A 17,108-nucleotide genomic window follows, 5' to 3' on the forward strand; every position below is an offset into this window, starting at 1 on the left:
GCCGCGCCCCGTAGCGCCTCAGCGCCGCCGGTGAAGGGGGTTCTAAGCATAACCTCAGATGCCCGCAACCCCTTTTTTGCAAAACTGTCATTTTTTCACCCACATCCAACAAAACAACATGTTTTCATAGAGATAAACTTCTACGAGACGTCTCCACTTCCCCTGATCCCGCACGAGATCCCAACCTTCTCGTGCACAAATCAGACCCTGAACGTGGAATCGGGAAACGGGGCGAGGAGATTCCGCGCGCTCAGGCCCGTCGTGGGACCGGGAGTTTCAACCTGAGCAGCAAAAGGAGACTGATTCCGCCCAAATAAAGCAGTGGTTCGATCTGAAACCCTTTCGCGAGCAACACAAAGTGCAGTGCAGCCAAGAGGGCTGCCGGGTAGGCGAGTCGGTGGAGCTTGCGCCATCGCGGCCCGAGTTTGCGAATTGAGGCCGTGTTTGAGGTCACCGCCAATGGGATGAGCAGCACAAAGGCGGCCATACCGACCGTGATATAGGGACGCTTGGCGATGTCAGCGAAGATCTGGCTCGGAATCTGCACGTCCAGCAGCAGCCACACCAGCAGGTGACAGACAACATAGGCAAAGCACAAAAGCCCCAAGGCCCGGCGATGCATCACGAGGTTCACCCCCAAGAAGCGCCGCAGCGGTGTCACGGCAAGAGAGGCAATAAAGAACTGAAGCGCCAACTCGCCGTAGCGATGCTCCAGCGCCTTGATCGGTTCCACGCCAAGCCCGCCCGTAAGGCCCTGCCAGAACAGCCAGACCGCCGGTGCCAGCCCACATATATATATGAGCCACGACGGCACCCGGCGCAGTGTGGAATTCAGTGTCGCAAGATCCATCAGAAGTTCTTTGTCAGATCCAGACCATCATAGAGGGATGCGACCTCCTTATCGTAGCCATTGAACATCAGGGTCGGCTGACGACGCGAGAACAACCCGCCACCGATGCGACGCTCTGTGGCCTGGCTCCAACGCGGGTGATCCACCTCCGGGTTCACATTGCTGTAAAAACCGTATTCGCGCGCATTGGCCATATTCCAGCTGGTGGGCGGCTCTTGATCCGTGAGGGTGATCTTCACCACCGATTTGATCGACTTGAAGCCGTATTTCCACGGCACCACTAGACGCAACGGAGCGCCGTTCTGGTTTGGCAGTGGCTTTCCGAAGATCCCCGTCGCCATCAGGGTCAGCGGATGCATCGCCTCGTCCAGCCGCAGGCCCTCGCGGTAAGGCCAATCCAGAACCGGGTAGCGGGTGCCCGGCATTTCATCCGGACGCAGGAGCGTTTCAAAGGCAACGTATTTCGCGCTTTCCTGCACACCGGCCACATTCAGCAGGTCGGCCAGCTCAAACCCCTGCCATGGGATCACCATGGACCAGGCCTCGACACAGCGGAACCGGTAGATCCGTTCCTCGAGCGTCATTTCCGACAGGATCTGCTCAAACCCATAGGTGCCGGGGTTATCGACCATACCGTCGATCTCGACCTCCCAGGGGGACGTCGTCATCTGGCCTGCATATGTGGCGGGATCGGTCTTGCCGGTGCCGAACTCATAGAAGTTACAATAGGTGGTGACCTCTTCCCATGTGTTGGGATCAAGGCTCTCCGTCTCGGCCTGTGCAAGCCCCGCCCCAATACTGCCAAGTCCCACACCGCCAAGCCCGGCGAGGATCTTGCGCCGGTTCCAGAACAGGGGTTCGGGCGTGATGTCGCTGTGGGTCAGGTCGTTCTGCCAGCGGTGGGCCATATGTGCGCTCCTTCAAGTCGGGTTGTCCCATGAGGTAACGCCCCAAGGCCTCAGAGCAAAAACATATCCTCTCACATCTCCGCGACAGCACTGTAACTTGGCAGGATCTCATTCATCGGCCGCGAGGAGCCATCCTCCTGCACGATGCGCATGTGACGACGGCGCATCTTGCGCGGCTCATCCACACCGACCGAATGGGCGATGGTCTCCACCTCGTGAATGACCTCGCGGGCATAGCGGGCGACTTTCAGGTATTTATCTTCGACCACAAGCCCCTGCTGAAAGCGCGGGTCGTGGGTGGTGATGCCGGTCGGGCAGGTGTTGCGATTGCATTTGAGCGCCTGAATGCAGCCCAAAGAGAACATGAAGCCCCGTGCAGAGGTCACAAAATCCGCGCCCGCCGCCAGCGCCCAGGCCACATCGCCCGGATTGACCAGCTTGCCGCTGGAGATGAGGCGAATGCGGTCCTTGAAACCATACTCGTCGCGCAGATTGCACACCATCGGCAGCGCCTCGCGCACGGACATGCCCACAAGATCGATCAGCGGCATCGGCGCCGCCCCGGTGCCACCTTCGCCACCGTCGATGGTGATGAAATCCGGCACATCATCGGGACGTGCGGCGAAGTTCAGGAACATCTCGCGCAGGGCGACTTCGGAGCCTGCGACGGTTTTGATGCCGACGGGTTTGCCTGTGATCTCACGGACCCGCGCCACCATATCCAAGAGTTCGTCATAACTCTCGATATCTAGGTGACGATTGGGGGAAATGCTCGCTTCGCCCTCGGTGATGCCACGAATTTCGGCAATCTCGGCATTGACCTTGGCCGCTGGCAGGATGCCCCCCTTGCCGGGCTTTGCACCCTGCGCGAGCTTCAGTTCGAACATCCTCACCTGCGGGATCTCGGCGATGTCCTTCAGGCGCGTATCGCTGAGATTGCCCGCCGCATCGCGGACCCCGTATTTGGCGGTCCCGATCTGAAAAACGATGTCGCAGCCCCCATCAAGGTGAAACGGGCTGAGGCCGCCCTCGCCCGTATTGAGCCAGACACCTGCCTCGCGCGCGCCGCGACTGAGGGCCGTCACAGCGGGGCGCGACAAGGCCCCGTAGCTCATGCCCGAGATATTGAAGAACGATGGTGCATTATAAGGGACGCGCGCGGTGGGGCCGATCAGCATCGGCTCGGTCGAGGCGGACTGATCGTCCAGCGGTGGAAAGGGCGCGTTCACAAAGATCGGCGTGCCCGGCACGGATGTGTTGCGGGTGGAGCCGAAGGCAACCGTATTTGTCACCCCGGCACAGGCGCGCGCGATCCATTCCCGCTGGGCCCGGTTGAAGGGCAGCTCCTCACGGTCCATCGCAAAGAAGTACTGACGGAAGAACTCTCCCAAAGTGCTGAACAGATGGCGAAAGCGCCCAAGGACCGGATAGTTGCGCCGAATGGCATCCTGCGTCTGGGTGCGATCGGCGACGAACATTGCCAGCCCCACGAGCGCAACGACGCCGATCAAACAGATAAACACCACCGCGAGGATCGACACCGCATTCATCGCAAAACCCATCGCACGTCCTTTCCGTACTCAAATTGCGCGGCCCACGCGGACCTGGCTGCACTCAGCTATAACACGTTGATCCATGACAGGCGGATGACGTTTGCCGCACCGCCGATCACGAGACCTCATATTTGCAAAAAAGGGCCGCCCCGCGGGGCGACCCATGGTCATTCTATAAGGGCGGTCAATGCACCACGGCATCATCCGGTCTCGGCCGGTCAGAGCTGCCGACACGATCCCCGATCACCAGCCCCTCAGCGCCCGCGGAAACAGGAACGGTCTCACCATCCTTGATGTCTCCGGCCAACAAGGCCTCGGCCAGCGGGTTCTGCAAGGCACGCTGAATCACGCGCTTGAGCGGACGCGCACCAAACACAGGGTCATAGCCCTCATCCGCGAGCCATGTCTTGGCACCGTCATCGAGCTCAAGCGTGATCTTGCGCTGCGCCAGACGTTTGGCCAGACGTCGCAACTGGATTTCGACGATACCGTCCATGTCCTGCCGCGCGAGGCGATCAAAGATAACAGTCTCATCGAGACGGTTCAGGAATTCGGGCCGGAAATGCGCCCGCACCGCGTCCATCACGTCGCGCTTGGCATCCGCCGCATCCGCACCATCGGGCAACTGGCTCAATGCCTGTGCACCGAGGTTCGACGTCAGGATAATCAGCGTCTGCTTGAAATCCACGGTCCGACCCTGACCATCCGTCAGCATCCCATCGTCCAGCACCTGCAAGAGCACGTTGAACACATCTGGATGCGCTTTTTCGACCTCGTCGAACAACACCACCTGATAGGGCCTGCGCCGCACGGCCTCGGTCAGCACGCCGCCCTCGTCATAGCCGACATAACCCGGAGGCGCGCCGATCAGACGTGCGACCGCGTGTTTCTCCATGAACTCCGACATATCGATGCGCACCATGGCGCTGTCATCGTCAAAGAGGAACTCGGCCACAGCCTTGGTGAGCTCGGTTTTCCCCACGCCGGTCGGCCCGAGGAACAGGAACGACCCCAGCGGACGGTTCTCATCATTGAGCCCCGCACGCGCCCGGCGCACCGCGTTTGCCACAGCCGTCACGGCCGCATTCTGGCCGATGACGCGCTTGTGCAGGCCATCTTCCATCCGCAAGAGCTTCTCACGCTCGCCCTCCAACATCTTGGAGGTGGGAATACCGGTCCAGCGCTCGACCACGGCTGCGATCTGTTCAGGCCGCACCGCTTCCTCGACCATCAGGCCCTGCTCTTCTTTCTGTTCCGCTTCCGAGAGCTGCTTTTCCAATCCCGGAATGACGCCATAAGAGAGCTCACCCGCCTTGGCGAGGTTGCCTTCGCGCTTGGCGATGTCCAGTTCCGCCCGCGCCTTGTCGAGCTGCTCCTTCAAGTCACGCGCCGAGGCGAGCTTGTCGCGTTCGGCCTGCCATTGCGCCGTCATCTCGCTGGAGCGCTCCTGCAGATCCGCCAGTTCCTTCTGGAGATGGTCCAGACGGTCCTTCGATGCCGCATCATCCTCGAGTTTCAGCGCCTCTTCCTCGATCTGCATTTGCAGGATCTGACGATCAAGCGCGTCCAGCTCTTCGGGCTTGGAGTCCACCTCCATGCGCAGGCGCGAGGCTGCCTCATCCACAAGGTCGATCGCCTTGTCCGGCAGGAATCGATCAGTGATGTAGCGGTTCGACAGCGTCGCCGCCGATACCAGCGCCGCATCCGCGATGCGCACACCGTGGTGCAGCTCGTATTTTTCCTTGATGCCACGCAGGATGGAGATCGTGTCTTCCACCGTCGGTTCGGTCACCATGACGGGCTGGAAGCGGCGCGCAAGGGCTGCGTCCTTTTCCACGTACTTGCGGTATTCGTCGAGCGTGGTCGCACCGATACAGTGCAATTCTCCCCGCGCCAGCGCCGGTTTGATGAGGTTTGCCGCATCCATCGCGCCATCGGATTTGCCCGCGCCCACAAGCGTGTGCATCTCGTCGATGAACAGGATGATTTCACCCGCCGCATCGGTGACTTCGTTGAGAATTCCCTTGAGACGTTCCTCAAACTCGCCGCGATACTTCGCACCCGCGATGAGCGCGCCCATATCAAGCGCCAGCAGGCGTTTGTCCTTGAGGCTCTCCGGCACGTCGCCGTTCACGATGCGCAGGGCCATGCCTTCGGCAATCGCGGTTTTCCCGACGCCCGGCTCACCAATCATGACGGGGTTGTTCTTGGTCCGGCGCGACAGCACCTGCATGGCGCGGCGGATTTCATCGTCGCGGCCAATAATCGGGTCGATCTTGCCTTCGCGGGCGCGCTCCGTCAGGTCGAGCGTGTATTTCTTCAGCGCCTCATAGGTGTCTTCGGCATTCGCGGTATCCGCCGTGCGGCCCTTGCGCACATCGTTGATCGCCTCATTCAGCTTTTGCGCAGACACACCGCCTGCGTCCAACGCATCCTTGGCCTTGGATTTCACCAGCGCCAGTGCAGTCAGCAGGCGTTCGACCGGCACAAAGCTGTCGCCAGCCTTCTCGGCAACCTTGGTCGCCTCATCCAGCACCTTGGCGGTCTGCCCATCCAGGTAGATCTGGCCAGCGTCGCCCGAGACCTTTGGCAACTTGCCAATGGCCGTTTCCACGGCCTCGCTGACACGCGCCATATTGCCACCCGCATGAGTGATCAGGTTCGCCGCCATACCCTGGTCGTCGTCCAGCAGTGCCTTGAGAATATGTTCCGGCGTCAGCCGTTGGTGACCCTCGCGCAATGCGATGGTCTGGGCGGCCTGGACAAAGCCACGCGCCCGTTCAGTGAACTTGTTCAAGTCCATCTTCTTCTCCTCTTCATAAGCGCCCCGCGCATGACCCCGCCCGCTTGGCGGCACAGGATCGGTGTGGGCCTCGATCAAAGATGTGGGCATTCGCGCCCCATCTTCAAGTACTTGCCTAACATGCCAAAGGTTGACGAACCTTGACAACGATCAAGCCCGGCAAAAATCCCGCATACGCCCTTTTCCACCGGGGCCACAGGCAGTAGGAAGGCGCAACCCAGCCCAGACCGGAGAGATGCCAATGACCACCCCCGCTGCCGATGACCGTCTGATCGTTGCCATGGACGTGCCCAATGCGATTGCCGGGCTAAAGCTGGCCGAACAGCTTGGCGACGCTGTTTCCTTCTACAAGATCGGGCTGGGCATGCTGACCGGGGGCGGTCTGGCGCTGGCAAACGAGCTGAAGCAGGAACACGGCAAGAAGATCTTTCTCGACATGAAGCTGTTTGACATCGGTGCGACGGTGGAAAACGCCGTGCATGGCCTGGCACAGTTCGATCTCGATTTCCTGACCGTGCATGGCGATCCCTACGTCGTGCGCGCCGCCAAGGAAGGGGCCGCAGGCAAGGACCTGAAAATCCTTGCCGTGACCATTCTGACCTCACTTGATCGCGAGGACCTTGATGGCGCTCTTATCAAGCCTGGCGAGATCAAGGATCTGGTGCAGGAACGCGCGGGCAATGCACTGGCCGCCGGCGCAGATGGCGTCATCGCAAGCCCGCAAGAAGCTGCCCTGATCCGCGCCCTGCCCGAAGCCGAAGGCAAATTGATCGTGACCCCGGGGGTGCGCCCGGTGGGGGCCGATCTGGGCGATCAGAAACGCGTCACCACACCGGCGCAGGCCCTGGCATCCGGCGTCGACCACATCGTTGTTGGCCGACCCATCTGGCAGGCCAGCGCGCCCCGCGCCGCCGCCGAAGACATCCTGCGGGAGATGAACAGCCCGCAAGCAAAATCCCCCAACTAGTATGGAACCGCGGCCAGCCACAGGTCGCGGCCCTGGGGGAGGACCTCTCCCACGACAAACCCTGCCTAAAAAGCAGGCAATCCGGTGCCAAACGCGCGGTACTTGCGTGGCACCGTAAAACCACCGTGTAAGAGAAAGCCAAGCTTTGGAGATCAAACGGGAATTCAGGCGCCCTCGGCGATAAATTTCAAAAAATGAATTCCTGAGCCGTGACCCGGAAAGCACAGCCGACACGGCGAAATGGGGGCACCCGCCCGGAGAAGCTTTGCCAAACAGGCCCTCATGGGCGATTCTGGGGATGAGACACTCCCCTGACGTTTACCTCTTCCTGAGAAACGTCACCTTCCCCCGCCACTGTGCGGGGGCCTTTCTTTCAAAAGGACAATTCTGGCATCATGGCGTCCCGGTTCAGCGCAGCGCATCCTGTGGTTCCAGGTAATCGCGCAGACGCTGCTTGAACTGCGGTATGCCCAAGGGGTGCGCGCAGTAGGCCTGCGGGGACATCAGCGCCCACCGCTGCCCCTCATCCCCAAGCTGCACCTCATCCACTCTGCGCACCGCGATATGCGCGGCAAAGAACCAGCTGTCGCCATCCGGTCGCGGATAGCACCGACCATAGCCAAGGTCTGCTTCGGACAGATGCAGGCCAACCTCCTCGGCGGTTTCCCGCAGTGCGCACTCGGCAGGGGACTCGCCGGCCTCGCGGCCGCCGCCCGGCAGATCCCAATGACCCGGAAACGGGATGTCCACCTTGTCATCGCGCAGGATCACAAGCAGCTCCGGCCCCAGAAACAGCGCCAGTTTCGCTCCCTTGAAGGTCATGGTATATCCTGTTCCTGCGCGGCCGCACTCTGCCTGTTCCGGCAACACGCTACCCGGATCGGGCGCGGCGCACACCCTGTTTCTGCGCTTTTGTCGAGCACGCCATGCCAGCCCTCTGCCGCGACTGCCTGCACAGCTTCTCCGCCGTTTCCAGGCGCCCGGGGCATCGGCGTTGTCCGGCCTGCCGCAGTCCGCGTGTTACGGAACATGAGGAACTGTTCAGCCTGTCCATCGCCCATATGGATTGCGATGCATTCTACGCCAGTGTCGAAAAACGCGACAATCCGGAGCTGGCGGACAAACCGGTCATCATCGGCGGCGGGCATCGTGGCGTTGTCTCCACCGCCTGTTACGTCGCGCGCATTCGCGGGGTGCGCTCCGCCATGCCGATGTTTCAGGCCTTGCAGCTGTGCCCCGATGCCGTCGTCATCAAACCCAGGATGGAGGTCTATGCCCAAACCAGTCGCGCCATTCGCGCGATGATGGATGAGCTGACGCCAGAGGTGGAACCCTTGTCGCTGGACGAAGCCTTTATGGACCTGTCCGGAACGGAGCGGCTGCATGGCGCGCCCCCGGCTGTCATGCTGGCCCGGCTTGTCAAACGGATGAAGGATGAGCTGGGCGTTACCGGCTCCATCGGCCTCAGCCACAACAAGTTCCTCGCAAAGGTCGCCTCCGATCTCGACAAGCCCCGGGGGTTCTCTGTGATCGGCAAGGCGGAAACAGCCGCTTTCCTGCATGACAAACCGGTGCGCCTGATCTGGGGCATAGGTCCCGCGGCACAGGCCGCGCTGGACAGAGCCGGCATCCGCGCCTTTTCCGACCTGCTGCGATGGGACCGTCGCGACCTGCATGACAGATTCGGCAGCATGGGGGATCGGCTCTGGCACCTGGCCCGCGGTGAAGACCGGCGCAAAGTCTCCGCGCGCACGCCGGTAAAGTCGATATCAAAGGAAACCACCTTCTTTGAGGATACGATGCATCTCGATGTGCTCGATGGACATCTCTGGCGTTTGGCCGAGCAGGTCTCTGATCGCGCCAAGGCCAAGGGGCTGGCGGGCCGGGTGGTAACGCTGAAACTCAAACGCGCCAATCATTCCACCCTGACGCGGCGACACTCTCTGCACAGCCCGACGCAAATCGCCGATCTGATCTATCGCACCGCGCGCGGACTCTTGGACCAGACCATTTCGCAGGGCCCCTTCCGACTGCTTGGCTGTGGCATCAGCGATCTGGTGCCCGAGTCACAGGCAGACCTCACCGCGGATCTGCTGGATCCGGATGCCGGAAAACGTGCAACCGCCGAGCGCGCAGCGGATGAAATCCGCAAACGCTTCGGGAAGGACGCGATTCTCAAGGGGCGCGCCCTGCGCTAGCATCGTGGATGCGATGCCTTCACTCTGCTGCCAGGGGCCGCTCTTCTGATCCCAGCGCAGACAGGTCGCGAATGGCCTGCGTCAACTGGGCCCGCACCTGCGCAAAGCGCGCATTGGGGACGATGGCGACCTCATCCATATAGAGCGAGCGATCGATTTCGACCTGAATCGCATGCTGCCGGCGCGAGGGGCGTCCATAGGTCTGGGTAATATACGCTCCGGCAAAGGGCGAATTGCGCGCCACCCGGAACCCCGCGCGAGAGAAGGCCGCCTCGACCGCATCGATGACCCAGCCGTCCGCCGCGGCCCCGAACCGATCCCCCAGCACGACTTCGGGCCGCTTCGACGGTTTTGCAGAGATCCCCTCCACCGCCTCATGCGGCATGGAATGGCAATCCACCAGAATCGTTTCGCCAAACCGGGCATGAGAGGAATCAAGCAACCGCTGCAAGGCGCAGTGATAAGGGTACCAGTAGTCATCAATCCGCGCCCGGGCTTCGGCGAGGGGGATTTTGCCGCGATAAATCGTCCGCCCGTTGGCAACAACGCGGGGAATCACCCCCAGCCCGGAGGCAACACGCGGGTTCTGGCCGCGTCGGGTGACGCCCTCGATCAACGCCGGATCAAGCTCTTCGCACGACCTGTTGAGATCCACAAAGGCCCGCGGCAAGGTTGCCGTCAGCATCGGCATGCCCAGCTGCGGCGCGGCCGCGAACAGCCGGTCCACAAAGGCATCCTCGCTGCTGCGCAGGCGTTTTGCATCCAGAATCGACTGCGCCACAAAAGAATCGGGATAGAATGCACCGCTGTGCGGCGACGCGACGACCACAGGTGATCGCCACACCTGGGGCATTTCGATAGAATATGCCTGTCCTGACATACCAGCTCCGCTTTCCCGCCTGATAATCACAGCATAGAGTTTATATTTCTGTGGCAAAAGCTCTTGCGCCCACAATCGACTCCTTTTATAGACCCCTTCACCGACGCGGATCGACGCGCTGAACAGCGTGTTCATGTCGATTTGACGTTGGCATCATGGGCGGTTAGCTCAGCGGTAGAGCACTTCGTTGACATCGAAGGGGTCACAAGTTCGATCCTTGTACCGCCCACCATGATTTCGCTGTTTTGGACCTCGGTCCAGGACGCCCCGCTAACCCAGGCGCTGGTTCGCGCCGCAGAAAAGGAGAGAGGCCATGAAGGTCAAGAACTCGCTCCGCTCGCTGAAGAACCGGCACCGTGACTGCCGGGTTGTGCGTCGCAAGGGCCGCGTTTACGTCATCAACAAGACGCAGCGCAAGTTCAAAGCGCGCCAGGGCTGAGCCTAACGCACAAGACGCCTTTCACGAGGCTCCGAAGAACCGCATCTTTTGATGCGGTTTTTTGTTTTTCCGGCCCCCTTTTTTTACCCCAGCGCCCTCCCGTAGGCCCTCATGCGCGGTCTGCCGTCAGATCGCCGAAATGTGGCGAGGTCACCCGCCCTCGGCCCGCTCATAACTTTTCCGACAGAATTAATCAGTTACCCCTTACATTTGGACCTCAGTGTAGTAATTGACTAAAGAACTTGGATTTTGGAGCGCGGCCAGATCGTCCGTGCCCAAGCGACAGTCAAAGGGATAGAAGCTCATGAGAATCAATATCTTTGCCACACTTGCCGCCAGCTGCCTCGCGACCACCGCGATCGCCGATGGTGTGGTGAACCTCTATTCATCGCGCCACTACGATACCGACGAACGGCTCTACAGCGAGTTCGAGGACGCCACCGGAATCACCATCAACCGGATTGAGGGCAAGGCGGACGAGTTGATCGCCCGCATGGAAGCAGAGGGCGCGAATTCCCCCGCCGACGTGCTGATCACCGTTGATACCTCTCGTCTGGCACGTGCCAAGAACGCCGGCATTCTGCAATCCATCGACAGCGATGTGCTGGAAGAGAAGATTCCGTCCAATCTGCAGGACGTCGACAATCAATGGTTCGGGTTTTCCCAGCGCGCGCGGATCATCTTCTACGCCAAGGATTCGCTCGACACCCCGCCTGCCACGTATCTCGACCTTGCCGACCCGGCCTACGAAGGCAAGGTCTGCATCCGGTCGTCGACCAATACCTACAACCAGACGCTGCTTGCGGCGATCGTGACAAACCATGGCGAGGAAGCCGCCAAGGACTGGGCCGAAGGCGTGGTCTCCAACATGGCGCGCAGCCCGCAGGGCGGTGACACCGATCAATTGCGCGGATTGGTTTCCGGTGAATGCGAAATCGCCGTGTCCAACAGCTACTACTTTGCCCGCGCCCTGCGCAAAGACGTCAAGGGCGTCTCGGGCGATATCGACAAGATCGGATGGGTCTTCCCCGCGCAGGACGCTGAAGGTGCTCATATGAATCTGTCCGGTGCCGGTGTTGCAGCCCATGCTCCAAACCGCGACAACGCAATCAAGTTTCTGGAGTATCTCGCATCCGACCAGGCGCAGAAGTACTTCTCCAACGGCAACGATGAATTCCCGACCGTGCCCGGAGTGTCGCTGGCGGAGAATGTTGCCAAGCTCGGTGAGTTCAAGGCCGATGACGTGAACCTGTCCGAGGTTGCAACCAACATTCCCACTGCCCAGAAGATCTTTAACGAGGCTGGCTGGAAATAATCCAGCCTCGGGTTTTGGCGGTATCCGCCCTGCCATCCGGCGCAGCTCGTTCGCCACGGGCTGCGCCTTTTTCATGCGTCGCCGATCCGGGATTCGCCCCGTCACCCCCACGCCAAATGCTGCGCTCAGGCGCCTGACCCCGGCAAATCCGCCCGGTTCACACCGGAACACAATAATTTTTTCGAATATTTATCGCGATAAATCAGCGCCTAGCGCCGTTTCGCATATTCTGCCCTCTGCCCGCGGGCAATGTTGGTCTGGACCGGATGGATCACAGCCCCTATAGAGTCGCGCCAAGCAAGGCAAAGAGCTTGCACAATCTGAAATGGGGAGGTCGGTCGGTATGCCGATTACGATGCACCTGACGTGCGGGGGCAAACCCTGATGCGCGTTCCTGTCACGATTGTCAGTGGATATCTCGGCGCGGGCAAGACCACGCTGATCAACTCCCTGTTGGGAGAGGACCACGGCCTGCGTCTCGCGGTGTTGGTCAATGATTTCGGCAGCGTCAATATCGATGCCGCCCTGATCAAAGAGACCGAGATCGACAGTATCGCCCTGACGAATGGCTGTGTCTGCTGCACGCTCGGCGATGATCTCCTGATGAGTGTGAACGACCTCCTGTCGCGCGGCGGGACACCGGACCATATCCTGATCGAAGCCAGCGGCATCGCAGAACCGGTGGCGATTGCCAATGCACTGCTCGCGGACAGCCGACTGAGCTATGCGGGTATCGTGACGGTGGTGGACGGGACCAACATCGAAGATTTGTTGTCCGACCCGCTTCTGGAACCTCAAGTGACTCAGCAGATCCGCGCGGCGGATATCGTGCTGATCAGCAAACTACCGGACGGATCGGATGATCAGGTGCAGGACAAGTTGCGCGCCCTCGGCGCCCGCGCGCCCACCCGGCTCAGCGACATGCCGCTGTCCCGCCTGTTGTTCGACGTTACACCACTGCCCCGCAGCACTGCCCCCGCGCCCCATCCCGGATATGTCAGCTGGCAACACCGCAGCCGTCAGGTCCTTGACCGCCGCCAGCTCGGCGACAAGCTCGCGGACCGGCCGGAAGGCCTGTATCGGATGAAAGGGTTCGTCCTGACCTCCGGTGGCGCCTATGAGCTGCATATCGTCGGGCGCCATGTCGAAGCACGGCGGTGCGATGCGGACGAAACGCTGCTGGTTGCCTTGGGACCGGAGAACCGGATCAGCCGCGACCAGATCGAAGCCTGGTGGTGTAGCGCCTAACGCCGGCAGGGGGCCCGTTGCGCAGCAGCTGTCGCGCGCTATCGCCTGCGCCCGACCTGACGGCAAATCAGGATCACCGGCAGCAGCCCCACCGCCATGATGGCCAGAGACGGGACCGCGGCCCCCTCCAGCCGCTCATCCGCGGCGAGGCGATGCGCCTGCACGGCCAGCGTATCGAAATTGAACGGCCGCATGATCAGCGTTGCGGGCAGCTCTTTCATCACATCGACAAAAACGATCAGCAGCGCGGTCAGCAGGCTCGGCGTCAGGATCGGCAGGTGAATCCTGCGCAGCATGCCCAGCGGGCTTTGTCCCAGCGATCTGGCGGCGGCATCCATATTGGCATGGACCGTTGCCTGCCCGCCCTCATACGCCCCCAGCGCGGCGGCCATGAAGCGCACCACATAGGCCAGCACCAGCAACCAGATCGACCCGGTGACCAGCAGGCCCGTCCGGATTCCGAAACTGGCCTGCATCCAGGCGTCCAGCGCATTGTCGAACGCCGCAAAGGGCACCATCAGACCCACGGCGATCACGCCGCCGGGCACAGCATAGCCCAGCCGCGAGAAATAGGCCGCCATGCTCGACGGCCGCCCCGGCCGCAGCCGCTGATAAAACCCGAGACCAATGGCCGCCACCAGCGTAATCAGCGCGGCTGTGGTCGCCAGGGTGAGGGAATTGCTGACAAAGCCGATGTAGCGCCGGCTGAACAGGTCCTGTTCCGACTGCAATCCCATCAGCGTCAGGCTGACCAACGGCACCAGAAAGCCAAATATCACTGGCAGTGCACAAAGGAGCAGGGCAAAGCAGGACGTCACGCCACTGAGGCGCGCCGGCCCCATCGTGGCCTGCTGCTTGCCGGCATGGTGATAGCGCGCCCTGCCGCGACTGGAGCGTTCCGCCACCGCCAGCAGCAGGGCAAACCCCAGCAAGCACAGCGCAAGCTGCGCCGCCCCCGCGCGATCCCCCAGCGAGAACCAGCTGGTATAGATGCCCGTGGCAAAGGTCTGCACGCCGAAATAGGCAACGGTGCCGTAGTCCGCAATCGTCTCCATCACCGCCAGCAACACGCCGGAGGCCACGGCAGGACGCGCCATCGGCAGGCTGACCCGCCAGAACGCGCGCCAGGAGCTGTGCCCAAGCGCCCGCGCAGCGAGGAATGCACTGGCGCTCTGTTGCAAGAAGGCCGCGCGCGCCAGCAGGTAAACATAGGGATAGAGCACCAGCACCAGCATCAAGGCCGCGCCCCCCAGCGACCGGATCTCGGGGAACCAGTAGTCACGCGGCCCCCAGCCTGTCACGTCCCGCAGGGTCGATTGCACGATCCCGGGATGGTCCAGCAAAAAAGTGTAGCCATAGGCAAGCACATAGGCCGGAAAGGCCAGCGGCAGCACCAGCGCCACCTCGAAGAAGCGCACCCCCGGAAACCGCGTCATGGTGACCAGCCAGGCCGCCCCCACCCCGATGGAGAAGGTGCCGATCGACACCAGCAGCACCAGATACACCGTCGTGCGCGCATAACGCGGCAGAACGGTTTCGGCGAGATGGGAGATCGTGTCGATTCCGCCGGTAAAGGCGGCGATCGCCACCGCAACCATCGGCAACAGACAGGCCAGAGCCACGCCCCAGGCCAGAACGGCAAAGCCGCGAGTGCCCTTGCTACGTGCGGAGATGCTGCGGCGGGGCACGGGCATCTGAGTCTGGCTCGCTTGCGTCATTCGTCCTGCTTATGAACTGTGTCGCCCCGGTTTCAAGCATTTTTGTCGGAAATGACAGCACGAAACCGCCGCTGCGACGGTATGTCGACAGCGGCGGCCGCAGTATTCCATGTTTTGGCAGGAACAACTCAATCGTAGCTGCGCTGATCCTCGATCACCAGACCATCCTTGGGCAGCGTGCCCGGCGCGACAATATCCACGGTCCCCCTGAGTTTGAGCAGATCCACGACCGAGCGGGCAAAGGTGATCTCATCGCCGCCATCGGCCTCGATCCGCACGGTCATGACGTCCATTTCACCACTGCGCGATGCAACAACGCGGGCTTTGAGGATCTCGTCGTGTTTGTCGACCAGCGCGGCCACCTGTTCGGGGCGCACGAACATCCCCTTGATCTTGGTGGTCTGGTCCGCACGGCCCATCCAGCCCTTGATGCGCATATTGGTGCGGCCACAGGGGCTCTGACCGGGCAGGACTGCGCTCATATCGCCGGTGGCAAAACGGATCAGCGGGTAATCCCGGTTCAGCGTCGTGACCACAACTTCGCCCACCTCGCCCGGTGCAACCGGGGTGCCGGTGCCGGGGGTGACGATTTCGACGATCACCTGTTCATCGACGATCATGCCCTCCATGGCGGCGCTCTCATAGGCGATATTGCCCAGATCCGCCGTGGCATAGCACTGCAGGCAGGAAATGCCGCGATCCGCATAGTCCTGACGCAGGCTCGGAAACAATGCACCACCGCCAACCGCCGCCTTCGTAAAGCCCAGCTCGACGCCCATGGCCTCGGCCTTGTCCAGGATCACCTTGAGGTAATCGGGCGTTCCGGCATAGGTGGTTGCCCCAACATCGCGCGCCGCCGTGACCTGCAGTTCGGTCTGGCCGGTGCCAGCAGGCAGAACCGCAGCCCCCACGGTCCGGGCGCCATTTTCAAAGATCATCCCAGCCGGGGTCAGGTGATAACCAAAGCAGTTCTGCACCACATCGCCCGGCCCGACGCCCGCCGCATGCAGGAAACGCCCCATCCGCCACCAGTCGTGATCGACGCCACCGGGTTCATAAATCGGCCCCGGGGATTGAAAGATATGGGCAAACCCGTGCGCAGGCTTGACGGTGAACCCCCCAAAGGGGGGCTGTGCGGCCTGCGCCGCACTCAAATCCGCTTTGCGCAGCACCGGCAATGCCACCAGCGCCTCCACCGATGTGATCTTTGCCGGGTCTACATCCGCGAGCAGGGCGGCAAAACCGGGCGCGGATTTGGCACGGGCGATCTGTTCTGGCAGGAGCGTCGCCAGATCTGCCGCGCGTTCATCGGCGCTGCGGGTTTCCAATGTATCAAAATAGGTCATGTCGTCCCTCCCCGCCTTAGCTCAACCACCTTTTCCGACGGCGATAGGAACGCACATCGCGGAAACTCTTGCGGCCATCTTCGGACATGCCGAGGTAGAATTCCTTCACATCCGGGTTTTCACGCAGCTCTGCCGCCGGGCCGTCCATCACCACTCGCCCGGATTCCAGAATGTACCCGTAGTGGGCATAGCGCAGCGCCACGTTGGTGTTCTGTTCCGCCAGCAGGAAGGTCACGCCCTCGTTCTCATTGATCGACTTCACGATCTCAAAGATCTGCTCCACCAGCTGCGGCGCCAGCCCCATCGAGGGCTCATCCAGCAGGATCGTCTCCGGGCGGCTCATCAGCGCGCGGCCCATGGCCACCATCTGCTGCTCCCCACCCGAGGTGTAGCCCGCCTGGCTCTTGCGGCGCTCCTTGAGGCGCGGAAAATAAGTGTAGACCAGCTCCAGATCCTCCTGGATCTTGGCGCTGCTGTCACCACGGGTATAGGCCCCGGTGAGCAGGTTCTCTTCGACCGTCAGGTGCTCAAAGCAATGGCGGCCTTCCATCACCTGGATGACGCCCTTCTTCACCAGCTCGGCCGGGTCCTGTTCATGCACATCAGCGCCGCGATAGCGCACCGATCCCTTGGTCACCTCGCCGCGCTCCGAATGCAACAGGTTGGAGATCGCCTTCAGCGTCGTGGTCTTGCCCGCGCCGTTGCCCCCCAACAATGCGGTAATCCCGCCCTTGGGAACATTCAGGCTCACGCCCTTCAGAACGAGGATCACGTGATTGTAGATCACCTCGATATTGTTGACCTCGAGCAGGGTCTCCGCCTGCACGTCTGTGGTGTTGGCCGCGTCCAGCATCTCGAAAGCCTATTCCCTTCGTCAGTGTCC

15 protein-coding genes and 1 tRNA gene are annotated in these 17,108 nt (G+C 61.6%); 6 read left to right on the plus strand and 10 right to left on the minus strand.

Features of this window, described 5'->3' with window-relative positions; all coding sequences use genetic code 11:
* Window positions 1–250 precede the first annotated feature (250 nt).
* The 4 genes from msrQ to clpB form a co-directional block, all read right to left on the minus strand.
* Window positions 251–850, minus strand: coding sequence for a protein-methionine-sulfoxide reductase heme-binding subunit MsrQ (msrQ, locus tag MHM97_RS18865; RefSeq protein ID WP_239324392.1), 600 nt, complete (start codon window positions 848–850; stop codon window positions 251–253).
* Window positions 850–1,758, minus strand: coding sequence for a protein-methionine-sulfoxide reductase catalytic subunit MsrP (gene msrP, locus MHM97_RS18870; protein ID WP_239324393.1), 909 nt, complete (start codon window positions 1,756–1,758; stop codon window positions 850–852). The genes msrQ and msrP overlap by 1 nt, the downstream gene beginning before the upstream one ends.
* 71 nt (window positions 1,759–1,829) lie before the next feature.
* Complete coding sequence (locus tag MHM97_RS18875; RefSeq protein ID WP_239324394.1) at window positions 1,830–3,320, minus strand: FMN-binding glutamate synthase family protein; 1,491 nt, start codon at window positions 3,318–3,320, stop codon at window positions 1,830–1,832.
* Window positions 3,321–3,495: 175 nt separating this feature from the next.
* Window positions 3,496–6,114: an ATP-dependent chaperone ClpB gene (gene clpB, locus MHM97_RS18880; RefSeq protein WP_239324396.1), complete on the minus strand. Its 2,619-nt coding sequence runs from the start codon at window positions 6,112–6,114 to the stop codon at window positions 3,496–3,498.
* Between the two features lie 241 nt (window positions 6,115–6,355).
* Here clpB and pyrF point away from each other — a divergent pair, with 241 nt between their 5' ends.
* Window positions 6,356–7,081 carry an orotidine-5'-phosphate decarboxylase gene (pyrF, locus tag MHM97_RS18885; RefSeq protein ID WP_239324398.1) on the plus strand — a complete coding sequence of 242 codons (726 nt, stop codon included), beginning with the start codon at window positions 6,356–6,358 and terminating at the stop codon, window positions 7,079–7,081.
* A 408-nt stretch (window positions 7,082–7,489) separates the two neighbouring features.
* Here the strand turns inward: pyrF and MHM97_RS18890 are convergent, their stop codons facing one another.
* Window positions 7,490–7,903 carry an NUDIX hydrolase gene (locus tag MHM97_RS18890; RefSeq protein WP_239324400.1) on the minus strand — a complete coding sequence of 138 codons (414 nt, stop codon included), beginning with the start codon at window positions 7,901–7,903 and terminating at the stop codon, window positions 7,490–7,492.
* Between the two features lie 104 nt (window positions 7,904–8,007).
* Here MHM97_RS18890 and MHM97_RS18895 point away from each other — a divergent pair, with 104 nt between their 5' ends.
* A complete protein-coding gene (locus tag MHM97_RS18895; RefSeq protein ID WP_239324402.1) occupies window positions 8,008–9,279 on the plus strand; it encodes a DNA polymerase IV in 1,272 nt (423 codons plus the stop codon).
* Between the two features lie 19 nt (window positions 9,280–9,298).
* Here the strand turns inward: MHM97_RS18895 and MHM97_RS18900 are convergent, their stop codons facing one another.
* Window positions 9,299–10,159 (minus strand): N-formylglutamate amidohydrolase, encoded by an 861-nt coding sequence (locus MHM97_RS18900; RefSeq protein ID WP_239324404.1) that lies wholly within the window; start codon window positions 10,157–10,159, stop codon window positions 9,299–9,301.
* Between the two features lie 157 nt (window positions 10,160–10,316).
* Here MHM97_RS18900 and MHM97_RS18905 point away from each other — a divergent pair.
* The 4 genes from MHM97_RS18905 (at window position 10,317) to MHM97_RS18920 (ending at window position 13,161) form a co-directional block, all read left to right on the plus strand.
* Window positions 10,317–10,391: transfer RNA gene (locus MHM97_RS18905), tRNA-Val, on the plus strand.
* Window positions 10,392–10,472: 81 nt separating this feature from the next.
* The gene (gene ykgO / locus MHM97_RS18910; RefSeq protein ID WP_005648635.1) at window positions 10,473–10,598 is read left to right on the plus strand and encodes a type B 50S ribosomal protein L36; all 126 of its coding nucleotides are present in this window, start codon (window positions 10,473–10,475) and stop codon (window positions 10,596–10,598) included.
* A 304-nt stretch (window positions 10,599–10,902) separates the two neighbouring features.
* Window positions 10,903–11,913, plus strand: coding sequence for an extracellular solute-binding protein (locus MHM97_RS18915; protein ID WP_239324406.1), 1,011 nt, complete (start codon window positions 10,903–10,905; stop codon window positions 11,911–11,913).
* A gap of 384 nt (window positions 11,914–12,297) precedes the next feature.
* Window positions 12,298–13,161 (plus strand): CobW family GTP-binding protein, encoded by an 864-nt coding sequence (locus MHM97_RS18920; protein WP_239324408.1) that lies wholly within the window; start codon window positions 12,298–12,300, stop codon window positions 13,159–13,161.
* Between the two features lie 38 nt (window positions 13,162–13,199).
* Here MHM97_RS18920 and MHM97_RS18925 read toward each other — a convergent pair whose 3' ends face one another.
* The 4 genes from MHM97_RS18925 to MHM97_RS18935 are packed head-to-tail and all read right to left on the minus strand — an operon-like array spanning window position 13,200 to window position 17,078.
* Window positions 13,200–14,855, minus strand: coding sequence for an ABC transporter permease (locus MHM97_RS18925; protein ID WP_239324637.1), 1,656 nt, complete (start codon window positions 14,853–14,855; stop codon window positions 13,200–13,202).
* Window positions 14,856–14,888: 33 nt separating this feature from the next.
* Window positions 14,889–14,990 carry a hypothetical protein gene (locus tag MHM97_RS22910; RefSeq protein WP_370645766.1) on the minus strand — a complete coding sequence of 34 codons (102 nt, stop codon included), beginning with the start codon at window positions 14,988–14,990 and terminating at the stop codon, window positions 14,889–14,891.
* A 17-nt stretch (window positions 14,991–15,007) separates the two neighbouring features.
* Entirely contained in the window at window positions 15,008–16,225 is a 1,218-nt protein-coding gene (locus tag MHM97_RS18930; RefSeq protein WP_239324410.1) for a phenylacetate--CoA ligase family protein, read from the minus strand.
* 16 nt (window positions 16,226–16,241) lie between these two features.
* Window positions 16,242–17,078 (minus strand): ABC transporter ATP-binding protein, encoded by an 837-nt coding sequence (locus tag MHM97_RS18935; RefSeq protein ID WP_239324412.1) that lies wholly within the window; start codon window positions 17,076–17,078, stop codon window positions 16,242–16,244.
* Window positions 17,079–17,108 lie beyond the last annotated feature (30 nt).

The sequence above is a fragment of the Epibacterium sp. Ofav1-8 genome (genome assembly GCF_022348185.1).
GTDB lineage: Bacteria > Pseudomonadota > Alphaproteobacteria > Rhodobacterales > Rhodobacteraceae > Epibacterium.